Annotated in this window: 23 protein-coding genes; 12 read left to right on the top strand and 11 right to left on the bottom strand. The window is 65.6% G+C overall.

Annotated features, from left to right (window positions below):
• Window positions 1-53: 53 nt before the first annotated feature.
• From ON32_RS10875 to ON32_RS10865, 3 genes are read right to left on the bottom strand one after another with little or no spacing between them, the layout of a single operon-like run.
• Window positions 54-875, bottom strand: a complete 822-nt coding sequence (locus ON32_RS10875) for a YceI family protein (RefSeq protein ID WP_040790729.1) — start codon at window positions 873-875, stop codon at window positions 54-56.
• Window positions 872-3451 (bottom strand): MFS transporter, encoded by a 2580-nt coding sequence (locus ON32_RS30820; RefSeq protein WP_083874316.1) that lies wholly within the window; start codon window positions 3449-3451, stop codon window positions 872-874. Before ON32_RS30820 ends, ON32_RS10875 begins: the two co-directional genes overlap by 4 nt.
• Complete coding sequence (locus ON32_RS10865) at window positions 3444-3935, bottom strand: MarR family winged helix-turn-helix transcriptional regulator (RefSeq protein WP_040790728.1); 492 nt, start codon at window positions 3933-3935, stop codon at window positions 3444-3446. Before ON32_RS10865 ends, ON32_RS30820 begins: the two co-directional genes overlap by 8 nt.
• Before the next feature lie 210 nt (window positions 3936-4145).
• Between ON32_RS10865 and ON32_RS10860 the strand changes: the two genes are divergently transcribed.
• Together ON32_RS10860 and ON32_RS10855 are read left to right on the top strand one after the other, a co-directional pair.
• Entirely contained in the window at window positions 4146-5651 is a 1506-nt protein-coding gene (locus tag ON32_RS10860; RefSeq protein ID WP_040790727.1) for an MFS transporter, read from the top strand.
• A 120-nt stretch (window positions 5652-5771) separates the two neighbouring features.
• A complete protein-coding gene (locus ON32_RS10855) occupies window positions 5772-6443 on the top strand; it encodes a class I SAM-dependent methyltransferase (protein WP_051133113.1) in 672 nt (223 codons plus the stop codon).
• 583 nt (window positions 6444-7026) lie between these two features.
• On the opposite strand, the gene ON32_RS10850 is transcribed toward ON32_RS10855, so the two are convergent.
• Window positions 7027-7608 carry a peroxidase-related enzyme gene (locus ON32_RS10850; protein WP_040790726.1) on the bottom strand — a complete coding sequence of 194 codons (582 nt, stop codon included), beginning with the start codon at window positions 7606-7608 and terminating at the stop codon, window positions 7027-7029.
• Between the two features lie 452 nt (window positions 7609-8060).
• Between ON32_RS10850 and ON32_RS10845 the strand changes: the two genes are divergently transcribed.
• Window positions 8061-9536, top strand: a complete 1476-nt coding sequence (locus ON32_RS10845) for an MFS transporter (RefSeq protein ID WP_083874315.1) — start codon at window positions 8061-8063, stop codon at window positions 9534-9536.
• Window positions 9537-9598: 62 nt separating this feature from the next.
• Here the strand turns inward: ON32_RS10845 and ON32_RS28490 are convergent, their stop codons facing one another.
• Entirely contained in the window at window positions 9599-10429 is an 831-nt protein-coding gene (locus ON32_RS28490) for a hypothetical protein (protein ID WP_157224158.1), read from the bottom strand.
• 107 nt (window positions 10430-10536) lie between these two features.
• Entirely contained in the window at window positions 10537-11721 is a 1185-nt protein-coding gene (locus ON32_RS10835; RefSeq protein WP_051133111.1) for an FAD-dependent oxidoreductase, read from the bottom strand.
• A 72-nt stretch (window positions 11722-11793) separates the two neighbouring features.
• Between ON32_RS10835 and ON32_RS10830 the strand changes: the two genes are divergently transcribed.
• Window positions 11794-12390: a TetR/AcrR family transcriptional regulator gene (locus ON32_RS10830; protein ID WP_040790724.1), complete on the top strand. Its 597-nt coding sequence runs from the start codon at window positions 11794-11796 to the stop codon at window positions 12388-12390.
• Between the two features lie 54 nt (window positions 12391-12444).
• Here ON32_RS10830 and ON32_RS10825 read toward each other — a convergent pair whose 3' ends face one another.
• From ON32_RS10825 to ON32_RS10815, 3 genes are all read right to left on the bottom strand, one after another.
• Window positions 12445-13107 (bottom strand): O-methyltransferase, encoded by a 663-nt coding sequence (locus ON32_RS10825; protein WP_040790723.1) that lies wholly within the window; start codon window positions 13105-13107, stop codon window positions 12445-12447.
• Window positions 13108-13246: 139 nt separating this feature from the next.
• On the bottom strand, window positions 13247-13669 hold the full coding sequence (locus ON32_RS10820; protein WP_040790722.1) for a tautomerase family protein: 423 nt from the start codon (window positions 13667-13669) through the stop codon (window positions 13247-13249).
• 61 nt (window positions 13670-13730) lie between these two features.
• Complete coding sequence (locus tag ON32_RS10815; protein ID WP_040790721.1) at window positions 13731-14432, bottom strand: SDR family oxidoreductase; 702 nt, start codon at window positions 14430-14432, stop codon at window positions 13731-13733.
• Between the two features lie 87 nt (window positions 14433-14519).
• Between ON32_RS10815 and ON32_RS10810 the strand changes: the two genes are divergently transcribed.
• The 5 genes from ON32_RS10810 to ON32_RS10790 all read left to right on the top strand — a co-directional run bounded on the left by ON32_RS10810 (window position 14520) and on the right by ON32_RS10790 (window position 19741).
• Window positions 14520-15182, top strand: coding sequence for a TetR/AcrR family transcriptional regulator (locus ON32_RS10810; RefSeq protein ID WP_245550946.1), 663 nt, complete (start codon window positions 14520-14522; stop codon window positions 15180-15182).
• 118 nt (window positions 15183-15300) lie between these two features.
• Window positions 15301-17058: an aa3-type cytochrome oxidase subunit I gene (gene ctaD, locus ON32_RS10805; RefSeq protein ID WP_083874312.1), complete on the top strand. Its 1758-nt coding sequence runs from the start codon at window positions 15301-15303 to the stop codon at window positions 17056-17058.
• Window positions 17059-17136: 78 nt separating this feature from the next.
• The gene (locus ON32_RS10800) at window positions 17137-18042 is read left to right on the top strand and encodes an ABC transporter substrate-binding protein (protein ID WP_040790720.1); all 906 of its coding nucleotides are present in this window, start codon (window positions 17137-17139) and stop codon (window positions 18040-18042) included.
• Window positions 18039-18965 (top strand): amino acid ABC transporter permease, encoded by a 927-nt coding sequence (locus ON32_RS10795; protein WP_040790719.1) that lies wholly within the window; start codon window positions 18039-18041, stop codon window positions 18963-18965. The genes ON32_RS10800 and ON32_RS10795 overlap by 4 nt, the downstream gene beginning before the upstream one ends.
• Window positions 18962-19741 (top strand): amino acid ABC transporter ATP-binding protein, encoded by a 780-nt coding sequence (locus ON32_RS10790; protein WP_083874310.1) that lies wholly within the window; start codon window positions 18962-18964, stop codon window positions 19739-19741. The genes ON32_RS10795 and ON32_RS10790 overlap by 4 nt, the downstream gene beginning before the upstream one ends.
• A 30-nt stretch (window positions 19742-19771) precedes the next feature.
• On the opposite strand, the gene ON32_RS10785 is transcribed toward ON32_RS10790, so the two are convergent.
• A complete protein-coding gene (locus tag ON32_RS10785) occupies window positions 19772-21076 on the bottom strand; it encodes a serine hydrolase domain-containing protein (protein WP_040790717.1) in 1305 nt (434 codons plus the stop codon).
• 48 nt (window positions 21077-21124) lie between these two features.
• Between ON32_RS10785 and ON32_RS10780 the strand changes: the two genes are divergently transcribed.
• On the top strand, window positions 21125-21313 hold the full coding sequence (locus ON32_RS10780) for a hypothetical protein (RefSeq protein ID WP_040790716.1): 189 nt from the start codon (window positions 21125-21127) through the stop codon (window positions 21311-21313).
• Here ON32_RS10780 and ON32_RS10775 read toward each other — a convergent pair.
• The gene (locus ON32_RS10775; RefSeq protein WP_040790773.1) at window positions 21310-21963 is read right to left on the bottom strand and encodes an AIM24 family protein; all 654 of its coding nucleotides are present in this window, start codon (window positions 21961-21963) and stop codon (window positions 21310-21312) included. The two genes, ON32_RS10780 and ON32_RS10775, sit on opposite strands and share 4 nt — an antisense overlap.
• 165 nt (window positions 21964-22128) lie before the next feature.
• On the opposite strand from ON32_RS10775, the gene ON32_RS10770 reads away from it, so the two are divergent.
• Both ON32_RS10770 and ON32_RS10765 read left to right on the top strand, forming a co-directional pair.
• Entirely contained in the window at window positions 22129-22731 is a 603-nt protein-coding gene (locus ON32_RS10770; RefSeq protein WP_040790715.1) for a ClpP family protease, read from the top strand.
• Complete coding sequence (locus tag ON32_RS10765) at window positions 22728-23318, top strand: ClpP family protease (RefSeq protein ID WP_040790714.1); 591 nt, start codon at window positions 22728-22730, stop codon at window positions 23316-23318. Before ON32_RS10770 ends, ON32_RS10765 begins: the two co-directional genes overlap by 4 nt.
• Window positions 23319-23324: the final 6 nt, after the last annotated feature.

The following is a 23324-nucleotide window of genomic DNA, read 5'->3' as shown; positions in this document are numbered from 1 at the left end:
TCCCCCTGTCCGAACGGGTCGGAAGGCCGGGGAGGGCCGGTTCGCCGGAGCGTCTACATCGGCGGGAGCTGTTCTCCCTGTACCACTTCGATATCCAGTTCGAGCTTGACCGTGGTGCCGACGGCGGCCACCCCGGCCCGAACCACCGCGTTGTAGTCGATCGCGAAGTCGTTGCGGTGCAGGACGGTCTCGGCATGGAAGGCGGCGCGCACACCACCCCACGGATCCGGACCGAAACCACCGTAGGTCACTTCGAGATCGACCGGACGGCGATGCCCGTGCAGGGACAGCTCACCGGGCATGATCCAGGTATCACCGCCGGTCCGACGGAACCCGTCGCTGGTGAAGGAGATCAACGGATAGTTCTCGACATCCAGGAAATCGGCGGAACGCAGATGGTCGTCGCGCATCGCGATCCCGGTGTCGATACTGGCCGCTTTGATCTCCGCGTGCCCCGAGGACCGTTCGAACGGCTCGGCGATATCGAGTCGTCCGCTCACCTCGGCGAAGCGCGCCTTGATACTCGCGATACCCAGGTGGCGCGCGGTGGCCATCACCGTCGAGTGCACCGGATCGATCGTCCACGGGCCGGGCGGCGGCAGTTCGACCGCGCTCGCCATGGAGGTGAGCGTGATCTCACCGAGCGAGCCCTTACCCGACGAGGAGATCTGAGCGGTCCGGGCCAGGGGCTGATATCCCGGCGCGGTGAACACCGCAGTGTGGAAACCCGGTGGCAGCGGCTCGGTGGCCACCAGCCCGGTCTCCTCGGCGACCGCACGCCCGATCTGCCGACCTCGGCTGTCGGTCACGGTCAATACCGCGTTCGGTACCGGCCACCCCTCGGTGCTGCGCACATGAGCGGTCAATCCGGTCATGAACGATCCTCCGTCCCATAGCCGAGCCGCACGTCGTAGCCGACCTCGTCACCGGATACGACAACCTGTCCGGTGACCGGCGGGTACCCACGGGCGACGACGGTGTACTGCCCCTCGGGCAGATCGGTCACGACATAGCGTCCGTTTTCGTCGGTGTGCGCCGAGGCGACCACATCACCGGCCGCGTCGAGCACGGTGATCTGGATATCCTGCACCGCCCGTCCGCCGTCGGCCAACGCCGACCCGGTGAGCAGGGCCATCGGGGTCAGCTCGATATCGTGCCGCAACAGACCGGTGTCCGGGACGGTGAGGGTGGTGGCGCTGGGCCGCATGTGGTCGGCCACGGCCACCAGGGTGTAGATGCCCGGGACCACACCGTGGCAGACATAGGAACCGTCGCCCGCCGAGGAAGCGGACCCGACGACCTCACCGCGCTGGTCGGTCACCGTGACGGTCGCGCCGGCAAGCGGCTCACCGCTGCGAGCCGAGCGGACCACGCCCGACAGCTCACCGAGCCCGGTGAGGGTGAGATCCAGCCGCTGCGACTGCTGCGCCAGCATCACATTGACGGCCGTGGGCTGATGACCCGGCGCCGAAACGATCAGCACATAGCTGCCCGACCGGGGCGCGCCGATCGTATAACCGCCGTCCGAGCCTCCGGTCGACCGCGCGACCTGATGACCGTACTGGTCGATCAGGGTCAGCGCGGCGCCCGGCACCGGGCTTCCGTCGTCACGGCCGATACGACCGCCGACCGACCCACCGTCGAGATCGGCCCCGGAGAACTCGGTGACCGACAGGGTGGGCGCCGGGGCCGCGGCCCCGTACGCGCCGTGGCCGTTGCGTTCGGCCGCGACGTGTCCCGCCATCACACCGACCGGAACCGGCTCGGGCCGCACCTGCGGGGTGTCCTCCCGCTCCCCGTTTCGGACCGAGGAACCGACGCCGGCGGTGACCATGGTGTCGAGCTCGGCGAGATCGTCGGGGATCTGCTCCTTCGATTCCGCGGAGACGGGCGCGGTGGGGTCGGCCGCCGGTTCGAGATCGATGGTGCGCCGCAACGGCCGGTTCGGCAGCAGGGCCACGGCGACGAACGCCACCGCCGTCGCCACCGCGGCGATGAGGAAGATACGCCCGGTCGCGTCGCCGTAGGAGAAACGGATGACCTCGGCGATCGGTGCGGGCAATGCGGAGAGGTCGAGATTGGCCCCGCCGGACGAGGAGGGACGCAGACCCATTTCGGCGAAACGCTCGGTCGACAGGTCGCTCACCCGGGTGGCCAGGACCGAACCCAGCACGGAGACGCCGATGGCGCCGCCGAAGGTACGGAAGAAGGCGACGCTACTGGACGCGGCGCCGATGTTCTGCACGCTCACCGTGTTCTGCACGGCCAGCACCAGGTTCTGCATCATCATGCCGACACCCGCGCCGGTCACGGTGATGAAGGCGCCGATCACCCACATATGGGTCTCGTGATCCACGGTGGACAGCAGGGCGAAACCCACCACCAGCAGTGCGGCACCGCTGACCACGAAGCTCTTCCACTTACCGAACCTGGTGATCAGCGCACCGGAGGCCACGGAGGAGATGAGCATACCGGCCACCATCGGCGTCGACAGCAGACCCGCGGCGGTCGGCGAGTATCCGCGCGCCGTCTGGAAGTACTGCCCCAGGAAGGTGGTGGCGCCGAACATACCGACACCGACGGCGATCGAGGCGATGATCGCCAAAGCGGTGGTGCGTTCGGTGACGATCTTCAGCGGGATGACCGGGTCCTTGGCCAGGGCCTCGACCACCACCGTCGCCACCAGCAGCAGGACACCGCCTCCGACGTACAGCGCGGACTCGGTGGAGAACCACTCGTAGTACCCGGCCTTACCCGCGAACGAGACCCAGATCAGGAGCACGGACACACCCGCGGTGAGCAGGAGGGCACCCGGCCAGTCGATCGACACGTTCTCCTTGCGTACGGTCGGCAGCCGCAGGGTGCGCTGCAGCAGAAGCAACGCGATCACGGCCAGCGGAACGCAGATGTAGAAGCACCAGCGCCACCCCAGCGGGCTGTCCACGATGACACCACCGAGAATCGGGCCACCGGTCATGGACACCGCCATCACCGCGCCCATATAGCCCGAATAGCGTCCGCGTTCGCGCGGGGGGATGATGCTGCCGATGATCGCGACGACCAATGCGGTCAGACCACCCATACCGATACCCTGCAGGGCGCGGGCGACGAGCAGTAGGGCCACATTGTGCGCGAGACCGGCGATCACCGAGCCCACGACGAAGATCACGATGCTCGTCTGGACCAGTATTTTCTTGTTGAACAGGTCCGCGAGCTTGCCCCAGATCGGGGTCGAGGCCGCGTTGGTCAACAGCGCAGTGGTGATAACCCAGGCATAGGCCGTCTGTGAGCCCTGCAGGTCCGCGATGATGGTGGGCAGGGCATTGGCGACGATCGTGGTGCTGAGCAGCGCCGTGAACAGCGCGGCCAACAACCCCGTCATCGCTTCCAGGATTTGGCGATGGCTCATGGCGAGCGAATCGCGAGAGGCGTGTGCCTCGGTATCAGACATCGTTTCTCACTTTCGAAATCTGCTGTTTCTCGTTCGCTGCGCCACAGCGAGCTCGAGAGTTGAGGGAGTCTCGGAGCCGGCGCATGAACCGGTATGCCTGTTCGGCATCCTCCTCGGTCCAATCGGTGAGGGTTTCCTGCAGGTGCTGGGTGTGGAGATCCCGAACGCGGTACAGGAGTTCGCGGCCCTCGGGGGTGACCTGGACGAGGGTGGCGCGACCGTCGCTGGGATCGGCCTGTCGGCTGATGTAGCCGGCGGCGGCCAGGTCGGTGATATGCCGACTCATCGCCGAGGGCGTGATACAGAGACCGGCCGCGAGATCTACCTGCCGGCAGGGTCCCGTCGTCTCGAGGGCGCTGAGGACACCGAGACCACCCGGCAGGAGTTGACCCGCATCCGTATGAATCAGGTTCGCGCGAAGAACTCGGCCGACATGGAACAGCTCGCCGAGTAGGTTCTGCGCAACATCGGGGGAGATGGGCACGGTGACTCCAAAGAGGGGAATTAGTTTCCTTCGCTAATTAACCATATTTCGGTTGTTTGCGCTAATCAATTAACCAGTGGTGTTGCTCACGCCCCCGTCGGAACACCCGATCCACCGTCCGTGTTACGAGTAGGGGTATCGCACCGGCGGACGGTTGACCCGCCCTACCGGCACACCGAACCCCACGCCCGAGGCGACGGAAGGAGCCCCATGACGAACCTGCACGCGGTACGGCCCACGGCCGAGGCCGGTGTCGGCTCGTCGCGGGCCTGGTTCGGCCTCGGCGTGCTCCTCCTGCCGGTACTGCTCGTATCGATGGATATGTCGGTGCTGTTTCTGACGCTCCCCACCCTCACCGTGGATCTCGAACCCACCGCAGCCCAGCAGTTGTGGATTCTGGATATCTACGGTTTCCTGATCGCCGGACTGCTGATCACCATGGGCAATCTCGGCGACCGAATCGGGCGACGCATCATCCTACTGACCGGTGCCACCGTATTCGGCGTGGCCTCGGTGCTGGCGGCCTTCGCACCGAACGCCGTCGTGCTGATCGCCGCGCGGGCGTTGATGGGAGTCGGTGGGGCGACGCTGTTACCGTCCAGTCTGGCGCTGATCTCCACCCTGTTCCCGAACGAGAAACAGCGTTCCACCGCCATCGGGGTGTGGACGGCGTTCTTCGCCGGCGGATCGGCCCTCGGCCCGATCATCGGTGGATTCCTCCTACATCACTTCTGGTGGGGTTCGGTGTTCCTGATCAATGTCCCGGTATTGCTGGTCTTGCTGCTGTTCGGCCCACTGTTGCTACCGGAACACCGCGCGCACACCCTCGGACCCCTGGACCTGCCGAGCGTGGCGCTATCGATCGGCGGAATCCTGCCGGCCGTATACGCGGTCAAACACGCGGCCGAGCACGGACTCGACGGCAGGGCGCTGGTGAGTGCGGCGTTCGGCGCCGCGGTCCTGACACTGTTCGTACGCCGACAGCGGCGGCTGGCGGAACCGCTGCTGGATCTGCGGCTGTTCGGCCGGGCGCAGTTCTCCCTCGCCATCGGATCGAGCACGACGGGCATGATGTCGCTGGCCGGCCTCAGTTACCTGAGCAGTATCTGGTTGCAGTCGGTGACCGGCCGCGATCCCCTGGCGGCGGCGGTACTGGGCATCCCGATGGCAATCGCGGTATTCGTGTTCTCCATGACCGGATCGGCGGTGGGACGCCGACTGGGGGTGCGCTGGGCGTTCGCCTCCGCGCTGGCGGTGGCGGCGGTCGGCAATCTGGTCCTGCTCGGGGTGGGGGTGGATGGCGGCGTCGGGTGGTACATCGCCGGTTCGGCGATCGCCGGTATCGGTTATGGCGTGATGTTCACCCTGGTATCGGAGGTCGCGGTCGCGTCGGTTCCCCCGGAACGGGCCGGATCCGCGGTCGGCATCTCCGAGACGAGCTTCGAACTCGGCAATGCTCTCGGACTCGCGCTCCTGGGTTCGCTGGCGGCGCTGGTATTCCGCTCCGGCGGTGATTTCGCCCCGACACTCGGTGAGACGATCCAACGCGCCGGCTCCGACACCGCCGTGATCACCGCGGCGCGCGAGTCGTTCGTCACCGGGCTCCACCTGGCGGTGACGGTCGGTGCGGCGGTACTACTGCTGATGTCGGTGACCGCCTTCCTCCTGTCCCGGGGTGGACGCACCGAAAACGAGCGGCACCGGACGACCGCCTGACCCGGAGCCGTCGACCACGCGCCGGTCCGGTGCCCCTACCATCCGCTACGAGCAGTCCGCATACCCCACCGGCGCCGCATACACGCGAGTCGGGCGATGGGTCGAGCCGAGGAGAGACCGATGACGAGCACACCCGCTCCCGGCGAGCGCACTCCGAGTCGTTGGGAGGAGATCACCGCCGCCGATCCGATGCATTCGACGTGGTATGTGGAGCGGTTCCGCACGATGGCGGCGGAGGGCCGGGACATCGTCGGGGAGGCGCGGTTGATCGACGCCATGCTCGGCCGGGGCGCTCGGGTGCTCGACGCGGGCTGTGGTCCGGGCCGCGTGGGCGGTTACCTCAACAAGGTCGGTCATGTGGTCGTCGGGGTGGATATCGATCCGGTGTTGATCGCCGCCGCGGAGGAGGACCATCCCGGCCCGACCTGGTTGGTCGGTGATCTCGCCGAACTGGATCTACCGGCCCACGGTATCGCGGCGGATTTCGACGCCATCGTGTGCGCAGGGCAGGTGATGACCTTTCTGGCACCGTCCACTCGCACGGCGGTACTGGCGGGATTCGCCCGTCATCTGGCCCCGAACGGCCGGGTGGTCATCGGGTTCGGCGCCGGCCGCGGCTACGAGTTCCCACAGTTCCTCGACGATGCCGCGGCCGTCGGGCTGGCGGTGGATCTGCTGCTGTCGACCTGGGATCTGCGCCCGTTCACCGAGGATTCCGAATTCCTGGTGGCGGTGTTCTCGCACGCGAACTCGTCCGCGGCATCGACCGACACCACATCGACGAGTTCCTGACCCCGGGGACCCGCACCGATTCTCGCGCCCGACTCGAAACCGGCGCCGAACCTCTTCGGAGTGAGCTCGCCTTCCGAACCGGATCCATACCGCCTGTGTGGCGTGCCGACTCGGAATCCACCGGGCGTACGGCGCAATGTCGCCATATAGGCGAAGGTGGCCAGGCGCCGTATCATGTGGGCGGGGAGTCGGCCACTCGGGTGTACCAGGTAGCCGGCCGAGAGAACGCGGTGACGACCCCGTAGACGGTATCGGTGTACGCGCAGCATGACCGGACCGAGACCCGGTGAGAGGGTTATCGGGGTTCCCGGCGGATCGGCCACCGGCGTCTACGCGTGCCCGAGAATACGCAGGCCGCGTTGGATTCGGTAGGCCAGTACGGCATCGCCGAAACGGGTGAGGTCCTCGTGGCCCCGGCCCACGGACAGCGCAGTCGCAGATGGTGATAGCCCGATGGCAACGCATTCCGGGTGGCGCCGACCTCCGCATAGGTGAATTCGGCGCGATCCCGGTGTTCCGACACACCTCCATTCTGCTTCTGTCGGTGGTATCCGGTCCAGGCCGGATACCACCGACGTCGGGCCTATTCGAAGAACTGCCGATCGGGGATGACGTTGAGCGCCACCGTCAACCGGTTCGCCGCCGCGAACACGGTGATGACGAGCAGGGCTTCGAAGATCTGCTCCGGGCTGTAGCCGAGCTCCTGTAGCCGCTGATAATCGGCGTCGGTGACCTCGTGGGTGTGCAATGCCACCTTGGAGGCGAACTCGGCAAGCGCCCGCTGCCGCTCGGTCAGCTCGGGAACCTCGCGGTAGTCCAGACCGATGCGGGTGGCGAGGATCTTGTCGCCCAAGGCCGCGGTCAGTGATTTCGTGTGATTGAGCCGGCAGTACGAGCAACGGTTCTCGGCCGAGGTGACCGTGGCGAGCAGTTCCCGGTCGGCATAGCTCAACTCACCGTGGGACGGGTCGAGCAGGGGGAGGATGTAGTCGATCAGGCGGACGGTGTTCTCACCACCCAGTCCCCAGGAATTCGCCCAGTTCGGCAGGTATCCGAGTTGCTTTTCCAGTGCGTCGAATCGGTCCTGCAGTTGCGGTGGCAAGGTGGCGCGATCGGGCACCGGTAGACGTGAGATGCGGACATCGCTGTCGATATGGGTTGTCATGGGTCTCTCCTGATTCTTCGGTTCCGAGAGGCGAATCCCGCCGCGCCCGTTCGGCTACGAAACCGAACGTCGATGTCGCCGCGGCCCGGTCGCACCGTGCACATGATGCGTACTCCGAGCAGAACGGGACAGGCTTCTGCTCACGGTGAATCAGATGATGTGCTCCGGTCACGGTTCGGCCGGCACATACCACGAGAAATTCGGTGGCCCCATACCATCGCGTGCTCTATGGTGCGCTCCATGGACGCGGACGAACCGTTTTCATAGCAGGGCGGTTTTCACAGCAGAGCGGTGGCGGATGGTGACACCACGATCTTCGAGCGCTCGACTCGTATCGACCCATATTCCCCGCACCGATGAGTTTCGGCGCCGCCGGCCGTCCGAAGAACTGTCCGCTTCACCGATCGCCGTCGAGCAACGCTTGACCTGAACCATTGTCGAGGTTGTCGAGTATGAGCATGAAAGTCACACGAAGGACCGCCGAACGCCTCGACTTCGGCGATCCCACCGTCCGCACATTCATGCATCTGTTGGTGAACGTGCTGCTGGTGTCGTTCATCAACTTCACGATCTGGTTCGCCCTCACGTTCTTCGTATATCTGCGCACCCGTTCCGTCTTCGCGACCGGCGTGATCGCCGGTGTCTTCCTGGTCGCCATGGCCGGTACGGGCGTGTGGTTCGGCGGTATCGTCGACCACCATCGCAAGAAGAGCGTGCTGCAGGCGTCCGCGCTCATCTCACTGGCGATCTACACCATCGGCCTGATGCTCTACCTGGCCACCCCGACCGAGGAATGGCACGATCCGACGAGTGCGCGGCTGTGGGTTCTCATCGTGCTCCTGATGGCCGGCGTGACCACCGGTGGTCTGCGAACCATCGCGTTGCCGACCGTTGTCACGGCCATGTTCGACGAGGGGGTTCGGGACCGGGCCAATGGCCTGGTGGGGACGACCACGGGAATCGCGCAGCTGGTGACCTCGGTGGTCAGCGCGCTGTTGGTGGGGTGGAACGGCATGCTCGGCGTGCTGGTCCTGGCCGTCGTCGTACTCACCGGGTCGATACTGCATCTGCACCGACTGCGGTTACCCGAGGTACTGGCCCACACCGCTGCCGAGGGCGAACCGAAGCGCGTGGACGTACGTGGCACCATCCGGATGGTCCGTGGGATTCCGGGTCTGGTCGCGCTCATCGTGTTCTCGTCGTTGAACAACCTGCTCCTGGGCGGGCTCACGGCCCTGATGGACCCCTATGCCCTATCGATGATGTCGGTTCAGGCCTGGGGCATCATCTGGGGCGCGTTGAGCGGTGTGATGATCGTCGGCGGCCTGCTGGTCGCCCGTGTGGGGACCTCGTCGAATCCGGTGCGGTTGATCCTGACGGCCAATATGGCGCTGTGGGTGCTCACGATAGCGTTCCCTCTGCGGGATTCGGTGATCTGGCTGGTCACCGGATTGGTCGTGTTCATGGCGATCATGCCGTTCGTGGAGGCCGCCGAGCAGACCGTGCTGCAGAAGGTCGTGCCGTACGAACGGCAAGGTCGCGTCTTCGGATTCGCGCAGAGCGTCGAAGCGGCCGCGGCACCGCTCACCGCATTCCTGATCAGCCCGATGACCCAGTTCCTGTTCATTCCGTTCATGACCACCGGAGCGGGAGCCCGATGGATCGGCGGCTGGTTCGGCAGCGGAGAATCACGTGGTATGGCACTGGTTTTCGTGCTGTTGGGGATCCTCGGTCTATTGTTCACCGGTTACGCACTGTCCAGTAGGCACTACCGTCGACTGGGCCGAAGCTATCGCGACCACGCCCCGGTCGATACCGCTATCGAACCCACCTGCCCGTCTCTCGACAGCGAGTTCGCCGAGATCACCGCGCACTTGGCCCCGGAACCATCCAAAGGCCCGTGTGACCGTCCCGCGGAAGCGCTGTGATCACATTCGCGATTCGGCGAGGGATGCACCGAGCGTATCCCGGACGCAGGCGACCGAAACCCTCAGGCGGGAAAGGCGTGGCGCAGTTCGTCCCAGACAGCGATTCCACCGGGGAGCGGCCATGCGACGGTTCGACCCGATTCATAGGGCATACCGGCCGCTACCCGGGCGAGTTGCCGCGAGAACACCTCCTCGGCCCGGGGGTCGGATGCTCGCGTCAGAACGTGCTCCTGATGCCGGGCGACCGCGGTGATCACGGCGGTCTGCTCCCGGACATCCGCCCCGCGGGACAGCACCACCGCCGCGGGTTCCCGCCCTTCGGCCAGGGCGGCCACCGCCCGGTCGTGGCCGTCCAGCAACAGCCACCCGTCGAACGCGGACACCCACCACAGCAATACCGGGGGCACGATCCCCTCCCGGCAGCGACGCCGATAGGCCTTGACGCGCGGAGCGTCCACAGCGGACAGGGGGCGCAGCGGGATGATCGGGGTGCAGCCGACCATCCAGTCCACATACGCGGTGGGCCAGGAATGGAACAGTTCCCGGGTCCAGGTGGACGGGGCCAGGGCCGGTTTCGACCGCAACAGCGTCCGGCCGGCGTGGAGTGGACCGTTGTGCGCGGTGATCAGATGGTCGGCGAACCTGTGCAACCAGTCGGGTCCGCGCCGGCACAGTTCGGCCGACAGCGGAGGAAGCGGCGAGCGGAAACCGGGCCGCCGATGGATGCGCACCCCGCTGTGGTCGTCGTCGACCCGAGCAAGCAATATCGGGTTCCCGCTCTGCCGCAGCAGCATCCGACCGCCACCGGCGATCTCCATGCGCAGCGGTGGCGGAGACAAAGATCCGTCCACGGTGACCGCAACCGCACCGCGCAGGTTTTCCCGCCTCACCACGATATGAATCGCCTCCGCCGTCGCCACAGCCGTTGCCCTGCCCGCTCCGAACCCAGGGCATCGGCGTCATGTATACGGAACCTCGGACCGTTCGGCGACCGTGTTTTCTATCGGCTCGACAGGCCACCATCGGTATCCGGGGGCTCCCATGCCATTACCGAGCCCATTCCGCGCATGAGCGCACCGGCCGGTATCAACCGCAGTGCGGAGTCCCGGATTCTGGAAAGAATCGAATCCCATTGCGCCACGACGCCTATGTAGTGAGAACGGGTGGCGATCGACCGAGCACGAGGGCGCCGGACCCGATCGTATTCGGCGAGGGCGTTCTCGATGCCGACCGACCGGTCGAGTAGGGCCGCGAGGGTGACGGCGTCCTCGAGGGCCTGGTTCGCCCCCTGACCCATATTCGGGGTCATGGCATGTGCGGCATCGCCGAGTAGGGCGACCCGACCGCGGACGTAGGTCGGCAGCGCCGGCAGTTCGTAGATGTCATGGCGTAGGACGTCCTTCTCATCGATGGCGTCCAGCAGTGCCGGAATCGGGTCGTGCCAACCACCGAATCGGCGGCGCAGCTCGGCGAGTTCTCCGTCGGGTCCGCGTTGTCCCGCCGGGGCGTCGGCCGCTCCGAACATGTACACCCGACCGTCGGCCAGTGCGACGATGCCGACCCGCTCCCCACGGCCCCAGGTTTCACCGCCTTCACGCAGCGCCGGCACCGGCCGAGAGGTGATCATGCGCCACGCGGTGTATCCCGCATAGCGCGGTTCCCGCGCCTCGGGACAGACCCAGCGTCGGACCGCACTGCGAATTCCGTCGGCGCCGACGACGAGATCCGCTTCGGAGGACCCCGCGCTGTGCACGACGCGGACCCGGTCGGCGCCGGTCTCGATCCCCGAGACCGTGACCCGTAGCCGGAGCCCCGCCTCGGGCACGGCCCGGTGCAGGATGGTGAAGAGGTCGGATCGGGAGATCATCACCGTCGAGCCGTAGCGTCGGGCCATTTCGTCGGTATCGGTTCGGATCAGCCACCGACCTCGAGGGTCGCGAATACCGGCGGTGGTCTCCGTTATCGCACGCTCGCGCACCGCCGCCCCCAGGTCCATCGCGTCCAGGGCGCGCAGCCCGTTCGGCCACAATGTCAACCCCGAACCCGCTTCACCGACCGTATCGGCCCGTTCGAGGACCTCGACATCCCAGCCGCGCCGACTCAGCGCCACCGCTGTCGCCAGACCGCCGATTCCGGCGCCGGCGACAATCACCCGCCGCGGACCTCGGCCATTGCTCGCGCCCACGAAACCTCCACTACATTTGTAGTTGACAATAACTACAGTTGTAGTCAACCCGACCTACGAAAGGAATCACGGGTGACCGAAACCACCGATCGCCGCACTCTCCTGGCCGATGCGGCGATCGAGACATTGGCCGCGGCAGGAATGCGCGGTTTCACCCACCGCGCCGTCGACCGCACCGCGAATCTGCCGGAGGGTTCCTGTTCCAATGTGTTCCGCACGCGACAGGCGCTGCTGCACGCCACGGTCGACCGACTCACCGAACTCGACGCGCGCGAACTGACAGCGCTACCCGATCTCGCCACCGCCGACAGAGACACATTCGTCACGGCGGCGGTCGATCTCCTCCGACACTGGACCACAACCGGCCGCACCCGAATGCTCGCCCGCTACGAACTGGCCTTGGAATCGACCCGCCGTCCCGAATTGCGCATCGCACTGGCCGCGGCCGGAACACGCATCCGCGCCCTGGCCGAACACATGCTCGCCGCCGCCGGCGCCCCGGACCCGGCCGTCGGGGCCGAACTACTGGTCGCTCACCTCGACGGGCTCGTCTTCGACCGACTCGCCGGGGCGGGCGCCCTCGAACTCACACCCGAGCAACTGACCCCATATATCGGCCGCCTCATTCGGACGATGGTCACCCCGGATGAGCCACACGGCACCCCTTGACCCCCCGGTCACAAGGCGCACGAACGCCGCCCGAGGCGCTCGGATCGTCGTCGGTCAGACCACGACCGCGAAGGCGAATCCGTCCCATCCCTTCGAACCGACGGTCTGCAATACGGTGGCGTCCAGGCGCGGTTCGGCGGCGAGCAGTTCCACCAACTCACGACTCGCCTGCGCGGACGGATCGGCGGACTCCTCGTCGGCCAAGGCGCCTCGACGCACGACATTGTCGACCACGATCACCGAACCGGGCCTGGTCAGTCGTAGCGCCCAACGCACATAGTGCGAGTTGTTCACCTTGTCGGCATCGATGAACACCAGATCGAACGGCTCGGTGTGTTCCGCCTCCAATACCGGGAGATTCTCCAGGGCCGCGCCAACTCGAATCTCCACCCGGTCCCCCACACCGGCCCGGTCCAGGTTCTCCCGCGCCACCTGCGCATGTCGCGGTTCGTATTCGAGTGTGATCACCCGCCCCTTCTCACCCACCGCACGGGCCAGCCACAGCGTGCTGAATCCGCCCAGGGTGCCGATCTCGAGCACCCGCTCCGCTCCGGTCGACCTGGCGAGCAGATACAGGAATTTGCCCTGGGCGGCCGAGACGTCGATAGGGGGGAGGTCCGCGGCCGCGTTCGCCTCGAGTATCGCCGTCGTCGTCGGATCGGTCACCAGGTGATCCACCACGTAACGATCCACGGCCACCCAATCGGAGTGCGTCATATCAGCAGTCTGCCATTACGGTGCACGGCAGCGTATTTCCGCACGCGGCCTGTCCGCCGGAGCCGTCGCGGTGGCGAAGAGGTGGCACTCGCCGGCCGCGATCGGTTATGGGTCCACCCGGGGATACACTCCCCGGCTCTCAGTACGGTAGTGGCGCGTTCTCCCGGGCCCAGACCTTCTCGGCCTCGGTTCCGGGGCCGGGCGGGAACTGTCCGGCGATCATCCACAGATCTCGCGGCGACTCGTAGGTGTGGAACTCCCAGTGCAGTCCCCGGTCCCCGGTATAGGGAACCATGATCGAGTTGAGCCGCTCGGTCGAGCGTTTGCGCAGCTTCGGGTCCTCGAGATGGCGGGCGAGGTGTTCGACGACAATGCGCACGGTATTGCCGGAGGGTTTTCCACCGACGAAGAACGCGTTCTCCTCCACTTCCCGAAACAGGACCATCACATAGAACGCCGGTAGTCCGAACCCGGTATAGAACTCGGTGATATCTCTCGCGAAATCCTTTTTATCCTGGTCGGAGTAGGTGTTGACCGGATGGTAGATATGCCACAGCGGCATCGGGGCACCCCTTGTGTCTCGATGGTCGGGTTTGTCTCGACGGCCGGGAAAATGTGATGGGTCAGCGGGCGAAGGAGAGCGCAAGCCGTTCCACCGGTCCCGAAAGCGCCGCTTTCATCTCCCGGCTCACCTCGTCGACGAGGACCTCGTGTGCGCCGCGTTCCACCCCGTCGAAGACGGCGGCGGCGACTTGGGACGGTGCAATCTTGTCGACCGGAAGGTGCGTGACCATATCGGTGTCGGCGAATCCGAGATGCACGCCGACCACCTGGGTGCGTTGCGCGGCCAGTTCGACACGGAGGGAATTGGTGAGCGACCAGAACGCCGCCTTCGACGCCCCGTAGGCCCCCGCGCCGGCACCCCATGACAACACCGAATGGATGTCGACGAGGACGCCACCGCCATTGGCGGCCAGGATCGGCGCGAATGCCTGCGCGACGCGCAGGGGGCCGAAGACGTTCGTCTCGAAGGTGGTCATCACATCGGAGAGATCGGCGGTGAGCAGCGGGGCGGACAGAAGCACCCCCGCGTTGTTGACGACGATATCGACGTCGCCGGCCCGGTCCGCGGCGGCAGCGACGGAAGCGGGGTCGGTGACATCCAGCGCGAACTGCTCGACGCGCGGGTCCGCATCGGGTTCCGGTCGCCGACCGGTCGCGTAGACCTTGGCCGCGCCGCGACGCAGCAGTTCATCGACGAAAGCACGTCCGAGTCCACGTCGTCCGCCGGTGACCAGCGCGATCGCGCCTTCGATTTCGGTCATGTCTTCCCTTTCGATTCGCCCCCGCGTCGGGCGCTCGCCGGATCGGCCGGGGAGTCGGGAGCGGTACCGCTCGATACGTTTTAGATTATGAACATAATCTATTTACATGCGCAAGACTGGTACCGAACCCCGCGACCCACCGAGGGCGCGAATACGACGAAAGGGGACGAGGTGCCGCGAGCATCCCGAGCACAGGCGGAATCACACCGCAAACAGGTCCTCGACGCGGCCGCGGCGCAGGTACGCGAACGTGGGGCCGCGGCAACGACCGTGCCCGAACTGATGGCCGCCGCCGGCCTGACCCACGGCGGCTTCTATCGCCACTTCCGCTCCAAGGAAGACCTGATCACCCAGGCGTGCGCGGCCGCCTATGCCGAGAAGATCCGCGAAATGGACCAGATCCGCGCCGACAGTCCCGACGGACCGGCGGCGCGGCGGCGATTCATCGAACGCTATCTGTCACCCGAGCACCGCGACGCTGCCGGCCAAGGCTGCGGTATCGCGGCCTTGGCCTCCGACGTGGCGCGCAGCGAACCCAGCAGCCCACTGCGGCGGGCATACCTCGACGGTATCCACACCATGATCGACAAACTGGTCGAGTTCGGGGAATCCCCCGATGCGGGCGAACAGGAGGCTATCGTGGAACTGTCGGTGATGGCGGGTGCGTTGATGTTGGCCCGGGCCACCGCCGGCGACGCTCTCTCGGAACGGATCCTCGAGGTCGCCAAGAGCTTCCTCGCCGGAGATTGATCCCGCCCGGGCGGCACCTCGATACGGAACCACCTCAATACAACCACCACCCGCGTTCCGGGACGACGAGCGCGGGTGGCCATGCGGCGAAAACGAGCGGACCGGCCCTGGAGGAGCTATGACCGCAGCGCCAACTCAACGTGGTACCACGCTCACGGCATCCCGACCTTTCCCCGCCCGGGTCGGCCCGAAAGGTTCGGCCGTCTACAAGTTGGTGACCACCACCGACCCGAAGATGCTCGGCATCATGTACCTGGCATCGGCGACCGCGTTCTTCCTCGTCGGCGGCCTGATGGCGCTGCTGATCCGCGGGGAACTGGCCCGTCCCGGACTTCAGTTCCTCTCCCCGGAACAGTACAACCAGTTGTTCACCATGCACGGCACGATCATGCTGCTGTTCTACGCCACCCCGGTGGTGTTCGGATTCGCCAATGCCGTGCTACCCCTGCAGATCGGCGCACCCGATGTGGCCTTTCCGCGGTTGAACGCCTTCAGCTATTGGTTGTATCTGTTCGGCGCCACCATGGCGACCGCCGGGTTCGTCACCCCGGGTGGCGCCGCGGACTTCGGTTGGACGGCATACACCCCCCTCAGCGACGGATTGCACTCCCCCGGTGTCGGTGGTGACCTGTGGATCATGGGTCTGGCCGTCTCCGGTCTGGGCACCATCCTGGGTGCGGTCAACATGATCACCACGGTGGTGTGCCTGCGCGCCCCCGGTATGACCATGTTCCGGATGCCCATCTTCACCTGGAACATCCTGATCACCAGCATTCTGGTGCTGCTGGCCTTCCCCATTCTCACCGCCGCGCTCATGGCTCTGGCCTACGACCGGCACCTGGGCGGCCACATCTACGACCCGGGCACCGGCGGCACCATACTGTGGCAGCACCTGTTCTGGTTCTTCGGCCACCCCGAGGTGTACATCATCGCGCTGCCGTTCTTCGGCATCATCTCCGAAGTCATTCCCGTCTTCAGTCGTAAGCCGATTTTCGGCTACACCGCCCTGGTCTTCGCCACCCTGGCAATCGGCGCGCTGTCCATGGCGGTGTGGGCGCACCACATGTACGCCACCGGCGCCGTGCTGCTGCCGTTCTTCTCGTTCATGACCTTCCTCATCGCGGTCCCGACCGGTGTGAAGTTCTTCAACTGGATCGGCACCATGTGGAAGGGACAGCTGACGTTCGAGTCGCCGATGTTGTTCTCCATCGGCTTTTTGGTCACCTTCCTGTTCGGTGGTCTGTCCGGTGTCATCCTGGCCAGCCCACCGCTGGACTTCCACGTCACCGACTCGTACTTCGTGGTCGCGCACTTCCACTACGTGCTCTTCGGCACCATCGTGTTCGCCACCTTCGCCGGCATCTACTTCTGGTTCCCCAAACTCACCGGCCGGCTCATGGACGAACGACTGGGCCGCCTACATTTCTGGACCACCTTCGTCGGCTTCCATACCACCTTCCTGGTGCAGCACTGGCTGGGTGCCGAGGGTATGCCGCGCCGCTACGCCGACTACCTGCCCAGCGACGGTTTCACCGGCCTGAACACCATCTCCACCATCGGCACCCTCATCCTGGGCGGGTCCATGATCGCCTTCGTGTGGAACGTCTTCAAGAGCTACCGTTACGGCGAGGTCGTCACCGTGGACGACCCGTGGGGTTACGGCAACTCGCTGGAATGGGCCACCACCTGCCCGCCGCCGCGGCACAACTTCTACGAACTGCCGCGGATCCGTTCCGAGCGTCCCGCGTTCGAACTGCACTACCCACACATGTCGGAACGGATGCGCAAGGAGGCCCATGTCGGGCGCACGCATCTACCCGGGTCCGACGATCGTGCGGCCGCGGAGGTCGGTCCGACCGATACCGCCCAACGCTGAGGAGCACCTCATCCACTCCGGTCGCTTATTGTGACTTCACGGCTTTCCCGAATATCGGCGATCGGTAGTGGAGGCACGATGGCTGGTCGAGCACGCTCCGGTGCCCGAGCGCGGCTGTGGTCGGTACTCACCGGTGCACTGCTGTTGGCCGCCTGCGTGACCAATATCGAGGACACCGGTCCGATACCGGAGAAGGTTCCGGTGACGAAGGTGGAGGCGCTCGCGGCGCGGATACCGGCATCGATCGCCGCCGCCGGGGAACTGGTGGTCGGGGTGAACGTGCCGTATCAGCCGAATGAATACCGGGACCGACACGGCAATATCGTCGGATTCGACATCGATCTGATGGATGCCGTCACCGGGGTGCTCGGTCTCCGCGCCCGCTACACCGAATCGGCGTTCGAAAAGATCATCCCCGCCGTCCAGGCCGGAACCTACGACCTGGGCATGTCTTCGATCACCGATTCGCTCGAACGGGAGAAACAGGTCGATTTCGTCACCTATTTCCGCGCCGGAGTGCAATGGGCCCAGCGCACCGGCCGCGATATCGATCCCGAGCACGCCTGCGGTAAACGGGTCGCGGTCCAGGCCACGACGGTGGAACACACCGAGGAGGTACCGGCCAAGAGCGTGGCCTGCGTCGCCGCCGGCCACGACCCCATCATCATCGAGGCATTCGAGGAACAGAGCGCCGTCACCAATGCGCTGGTCCTCGGGCAGGTGGACGCCATGTCCGCCGATTCCCCGGTCACGGCGTACGCGATCAGACGAACCGAAGGCAAGATCGAACCGGCGGGACCGATATTCGATGCCGCCCCGTACGGGTGGGCACTCGCCAAGGGGTCACCGCTGGCGCCGATTCTGCGCGACGCCGTCCAACACCTCATGGACAACGGCGTCTATCGGCGGATTACCGAGAACTGGGGTGTCCAGGAGGGCGCGATCGACACCTCCGTCATCAACGGCGCGAGGAGCCGGACATGACCATCGAACCGAAATCCCTCGAGCAGGCCGAGCCCGAACCGATCCGGGCGATCCCGCTGCGCCGCCCCGGACGCTGGGTCGCCGCGATACTCATCCTCGTACTGGCGGGCCTGTTCCTGTACGGCGCGGCCACCAACCCCGCCTACCGCTGGGACGTCTATCGGCAGTATCTGCGTGATTCCCGGATCGCGGCCGGCGCCGTGGTCACCCTCGAACTGACCGTGCTCGCCATGGTGATCGCGGTGGTCCTGGGCACCCTGCTGGCGGTGATGCGGCTGTCGCCGAACCCGGTCTTTCGCGCCACCGCCTGGGTGTACCTGTGGATTTTCCGCGGCACCCCCGTCTATGTGCAGCTCGTGTTCTGGGGGCTGGTGCCGTCGCTGTACCAGCACATTGCGTTCGGAATCCCATTCGGGCCCCGCTTCTTCGAACTGGACGTGCAGAGCCTGCAAGCGGCGTTCGCGTTCGCGGTGATCGGACTCGGACTCAACGAGGCCGCGTACATGGCGGAAATCGTGCGGGCCGGGATCAACTCGGTCGGCGAGGGCCAGCGCGAAGCGTCCATCGCACTCGGTATGTCGTGGTCGCAGACCATGCGCCGGACCGTACTGCCGCAGGCGATGCGGGTGATCATCCCGCCCACCGGTAACGAGCTGATCAGCATGCTGAAAACGACCGCGCTGGTCACCGCGATCCCGCTGAGCACCGATCTGTTCGGCCGGGCCCGCGATATCTACGGGGTGAACTTCCTGCCGATTCCGCTGCTGCTGGTCACCGCCACCTGGTATCTGGCGATCACCAGCGTCCTCATGGTGGGCCAGTACTACCTGGAGCGGTACTACTCCCGTGGTATCTCCCGGCAACTGACCGCCAAACAACTTCAGGAACTGGCCGACGCACAGGGAGGGGCCCGCCCGGAATGAGTCGGGAAACGGTATCGACACCGATGATCCACGCCGACCGGGTCCACAAGAGCTTCGGCGCGTTGAAGGTCCTCAAAGGCATCTCACTGGAAGTGGGCCGTGGGGAGGTGCTGTGCCTCATCGGCCCCTCCGGTTCGGGGAAATCGACCTTTCTGCGCTGTATCAACCATCTGGAGCAGATCACCGCCGGCCGTCTGTATGTCGATGGCGAACTGATGGGCTATCGGGAGCGCAACGGACGCCTCTACGAACTGCACCCGCGTGAGGCCGCCCGCCAACGCCGCGATATCGGGATGGTCTTCCAACATTTCAACCTCTTCCCGCACCGCACGGTCCTCGGCAATGTCATCGAGGCACCCATCCAGGTGAAAAGGCTGCGTCGGGCCGCCGCGACCGCCCGGGCCGAAGAACTGCTCGAACGGGTCGGACTGGCGGACAAGGCGAACGCCTACCCGGCCCAGTTGTCCGGTGGGCAACAGCAGCGGGTGGCCATTGCCCGCGCACTGGCCATGGACCCCAAGCTCATGCTGTTCGACGAGCCGACCTCGGCACTGGACCCGGAGCTGGTGGGTGAGGTGCTGGCGGTGATGCGGGAACTCGCGGATTCGGGGATGACAATGGTGGTGGTCACCCACGAAATGGACTTCGCCCGAGAGGTCGCCGACCGGCTGGTGTTCATGGACCAGGGGATGGTCGTCGAAGCGGGGCCACCGGAGGAAGTCCTGTCCGCCCCGCGGCACGACCGCACCAAGGCGTTCCTGTCCCGCCTGCTGTAACCGAACCACCCGAACCGGTCGAGAAGTCGTTCACCGCGGCGTTCGCGTGAGGGGGTAGGTGGCCCACCGCATCCGAAGACCCGCTTCGGTGTGGGTCACCGTCAGCCGTTCGCCCTGCAACCATCCTTCGGCTGCCCGGAAGCGTCCGGGGCCTTCTTCGACGAAGCGGGTGTCGCTGGTATTCGGCTCACCGACGAGGCCGGCGTGCAGACCGTCGTCCTCCCAACGGAACACCATTTCGTCGGACTCGATCCACCACCTGCCCAGCAGTGGACGGATGCGGTCGGGACACGGTGTCGGTGACCGAGGGGGTATCGGGGTTTCCGGCTGCGCCGCCATGGCATCCTGCAGGATCTCGATGGCGAGGTCGCCCGGCCGAATCCCGCGGGTGGCGTTGGTCAACACGGCGACGGTGATTCCGGTATCACGGTCCATCATCAGGGCAGCCTGGAATCCTGATATGGCCCCGGTGTGACCTGCGAGAATATGGTCGCCGCAGCGGGCCAGAAGCAGGCCCGGCCCCCAGCCGCGTCTCCAGTGTGCGGTATCGGCCATGACCTGCAAGGTGTGCATCTTGTCGACCACGGTGGTGGGTAGGACGTTCGGCTCACCGCCGGTGAGAGCATGCCCCCAGCGCAGCAGGTCGCCGGCGGCGGACCATAGTTGGCCTCCCGCGCCGATCGCGCCCTGGTCCATCACCGGTTCCCGGTGCACCTCGTTGCTGTAGGGGTCCAACCGGTAACCCACTGCGGCGGTGTCGGGCGGTGTCCATCCGGTCTGTTCGAGATGGAGCGGGTCCAGCAGTGTGTGTTCGATCGCCGTTTCATAAGGCCGGCCGGTGACGGTTTCGATGATCCGACCGAGGATCGCATAACCCAGGTTGGAGTAGTGCCAGCGTAGGCCGGGCTCGGCGAGTAGTTCGACCTGCCGGAACGCCGTATGCAGTTCGGCGACCGATGGCCCTCGCCCGGTCTCCCACATTCCGGTGGGCACCTCGCGCGGCAAACCGCTGCTGTGAGAAAGCAGCATACGGACCGGTACATGCCCGAACGGCGTGCCGGGCAGGTACCGGTCCACAGTGCTGTCCAAAGACATCTCACCGCGGTCGGTGAGCAGCAGAATCAGCGCAGCGGTAAAGGTTTTGGTGATCGAACCGATCCGGTAACCGGTCGTCCCCGCAGCAGGATCGGCGCTTTCACAATCGGCGTAACCGGAGCAGGCCAGGGCACGCTGCACACCGCCGATACCCACAGCGACCGTCAGGCTCGGCACCCTGGTCATGACCCTGACTCGGGCGACACGTGCCCTCAGTGTCTTCTGGAATTCGGTATCCATGCGCCCCCTTCGTCACCCCGACACCGCACGCGGCTCTACCCATCTTCCGTGGGCAATACCTATGCCTACACCATACGTTTTCTCCGACACCTGTCCTTGCGGATCGAGTCGGAGACGGCGCCCGGCACCGAGGTTCGGTTCCGATATGGACCGCACGGAAAAGCCCTGGCCCGGCTACCCGGCCGACATATGGCGTATGCCGCCGATCTCTCGTTCGCCGAACTCGATGAGCGCTAGGCCTCGCTGGGTTGGACGATGACGAAACCCTCACCGTCCAGCCGGAGTTGGAACAACTCACCCGATCCTCCGCGGATCATGGATCCGAAGGACTGGGACCGGTTCAGTGATGTGTGCAGGTTCGCGCTCCAACCCACCACGGCGTCGGTGTCGACGAACACCGGGGCCTGGGGGTGGACCGGGATGATGATCGGCACGCCCGCACACACCAGACCGAGTCGGCCCTGCCCGGTGAACACACAGTTGAACAGCCCGCCACCGGCCATACCCGCTCCCTGAACCATGCGGATGTCGTATCGAAGACCGGGGTCGAAGACCAGAACATTGCGGCCGTTTATGGTGATCGCGTCGCCGGGTTCGAGATCGATGATGAAACAGTTACGGTCGAAGTGCGCGAACCATGCCTCACCTTGACCACGCACGACCATCAAGGGCACTCCCTCGCCGGTGATGGCCCGCTGCAGGAATTTTCCGATGCCCTGACCGTGCTTCTCGAATTGCAGGTTCCCGCGGAAGGCGACCATGGCGCCCTGCCGCGCATAGCATTCACCGTTCACTGCGTATTTGAGCGACTTGGGACTCTGCTGGGTCAATCCGGGTGCCGTCGCCGGTCGGGCCATGTTCTCTTCGGCGAACAAAATACTGTGCATATGCCGATACTGCCGCATTCCCGGCGAGAGGCTCGACGGAAAACACCAAGGAAACCGGCGTCTCCCCGGTGTGTATCCACTCGAAAAGACTTTCGCTGCTGTGAGCAGATCCGCTCACAGCAGTAGAAGGCGAAATACACAACCCCCTCGGGGCACGGTGGACGTATGGCTCACGACGACAAAACTCCGCTGTTCGATTGGCGGGCACGCGAACAACTGCTCGCTCGACGCATCGTTGTCCTCGACGGCGGACTCGACGACGACAACGGCACCCTGCTGATGACGCAGATACTCACACTCGCGGCGGAGAACCCGGACGCCGGGATCTCGCTGTGGATCCACTCCCCCGGCGGTTCGGTTCCCGCCATGCTCGCCATCCGCGATGTCATGCGGCTGGTGCCGTGCGAGGTCTCCACCCTGGCATTGGGTCTGGCCTGTAGCGCCGGTCAGTTCCTGCTGTCGTCGGGGGCACGAGGTCGGCGTTTCGCGTTACCGCACTCCCGGATCCTCATGCACCAGGGTTCCTCCGGGATCGGCGGCAGCGCGGTCGAGGTGGAGGCGCAGGCCGACGATCTGCGGCACACCGTGGAAACGGTGCTCGGTCTCATCGCCGAGGACACCGGCCAACCGTACGAGCGGGTCTACGAGGATTCGCTACACGACCGTTGGTTCACCGCCGAGCAGGCCAAGGAGTACGGGTTCATCGATCACATCGTGGATTCGTTCGCCCAGGTCGTTCCACAACGTCCGAAGGTCGGCATCGCATGAGCACCTACACCATTCCCAATGTCATCGCCCGACAGCCCGGCGGCGAGCGGATCATGGACGTGTATTCGCATCTGCTCACCGAACGGATCGTCTACCTCGGCACCCCGATCGATTCCGGGGTGGCGAACGCGCTCATCGCGCAACTGCTGCATCTGGAATCGGAGAACCCCGAGCAGGAGATCGACCTGTACATCAACTGCGAGGGCGGCGAACTGCCCGCGATGCTCGCGGTATACGACACCATGCGATACATCAAGGCACAGGTCCACACCACCTGCGTGGGCCAGGCCATCGCGGTGGGGGCGGTATTGCTGGCGGGCGGCGAACCGGGGAAACGTGCCATCCTGCCGCATGCCCGGGTGGTATTGCACCAGCCGGCGGCCCGAGGTCAGGGCGCGATCCCCGATCTGATCCTGCAGGCCGACGAGTTGGTGCGAATGCGCACGGAAATCGAAACGATCCTGTCGCGGCACACGGGCCGAAGCATCGAGACGCTGCGGCGCGATACCGATCGCGATCGGGTGTTCACCGCCGATGCCGCGGTGGAATACGGTCTGGTCGACCGGGTGCTGCACTCGCGGGGGTGAGAGCGG

Origin of the sequence: Nocardia paucivorans NBRC 100373 (assembly GCF_000308675.1) — a bacterium.
Taxonomy (GTDB): Bacteria; Actinomycetota; Actinomycetes; order Mycobacteriales; family Mycobacteriaceae; genus Nocardia; species Nocardia paucivorans.
This window is presented reverse-complemented; position numbering and strand designations above follow the sequence as displayed.

What these genes read in the sequence shown, in the direction of transcription:
- ON32_RS10875 (WP_040790729.1), bottom strand. Translation starts at nt 875, where the DNA reads ATGACCGGATTGACCGCTCATGTGCGCAGCACCGAGGGGTGGCCGGTA.
- ON32_RS30820 (WP_083874316.1), bottom strand. Translation starts at nt 3,451, where the DNA reads ATGTCTGATACCGAGGCACACGCCTCTCGCGATTCGCTCGCCATGAGC.
- ON32_RS10860 (WP_040790727.1), top strand. Translation starts at nt 4,146, where the DNA reads ATGACGAACCTGCACGCGGTACGGCCCACGGCCGAGGCCGGTGTCGGC.
- ON32_RS10855 (WP_051133113.1), top strand. Translation starts at nt 5,772, where the DNA reads ATGACGAGCACACCCGCTCCCGGCGAGCGCACTCCGAGTCGTTGGGAG.
- ON32_RS10850 (WP_040790726.1), bottom strand. Translation starts at nt 7,608, where the DNA reads ATGACAACCCATATCGACAGCGATGTCCGCATCTCACGTCTACCGGTG.
- ON32_RS10845 (WP_083874315.1), top strand. Translation starts at nt 8,061, where the DNA reads ATGAGCATGAAAGTCACACGAAGGACCGCCGAACGCCTCGACTTCGGC.
- ON32_RS10825 (WP_040790723.1), bottom strand. Translation starts at nt 13,107, where the DNA reads ATGACGCACTCCGATTGGGTGGCCGTGGATCGTTACGTGGTGGATCAC.
- ON32_RS10820 (WP_040790722.1), bottom strand. Translation starts at nt 13,669, where the DNA reads ATGCCGCTGTGGCATATCTACCATCCGGTCAACACCTACTCCGACCAG.
- ON32_RS10815 (WP_040790721.1), bottom strand. Translation starts at nt 14,432, where the DNA reads ATGACCGAAATCGAAGGCGCGATCGCGCTGGTCACCGGCGGACGACGT.
- ON32_RS10810 (WP_245550946.1), top strand. Translation starts at nt 14,520, where the DNA reads ATGAACATAATCTATTTACATGCGCAAGACTGGTACCGAACCCCGCGA.
- ctaD (WP_083874312.1), top strand. Translation starts at nt 15,301, where the DNA reads ATGACCGCAGCGCCAACTCAACGTGGTACCACGCTCACGGCATCCCGA.
- ON32_RS10800 (WP_040790720.1), top strand. Translation starts at nt 17,137, where the DNA reads ATGGCTGGTCGAGCACGCTCCGGTGCCCGAGCGCGGCTGTGGTCGGTA.
- ON32_RS10795 (WP_040790719.1), top strand. Translation starts at nt 18,039, where the DNA reads ATGACCATCGAACCGAAATCCCTCGAGCAGGCCGAGCCCGAACCGATC.
- ON32_RS10790 (WP_083874310.1), top strand. Translation starts at nt 18,962, where the DNA reads ATGAGTCGGGAAACGGTATCGACACCGATGATCCACGCCGACCGGGTC.
- ON32_RS10785 (WP_040790717.1), bottom strand. Translation starts at nt 21,076, where the DNA reads ATGGATACCGAATTCCAGAAGACACTGAGGGCACGTGTCGCCCGAGTC.
- ON32_RS10775 (WP_040790773.1), bottom strand. Translation starts at nt 21,963, where the DNA reads ATGCACAGTATTTTGTTCGCCGAAGAGAACATGGCCCGACCGGCGACG.
- ON32_RS10770 (WP_040790715.1), top strand. Translation starts at nt 22,129, where the DNA reads ATGGCTCACGACGACAAAACTCCGCTGTTCGATTGGCGGGCACGCGAA.
- ON32_RS10765 (WP_040790714.1), top strand. Translation starts at nt 22,728, where the DNA reads ATGAGCACCTACACCATTCCCAATGTCATCGCCCGACAGCCCGGCGGC.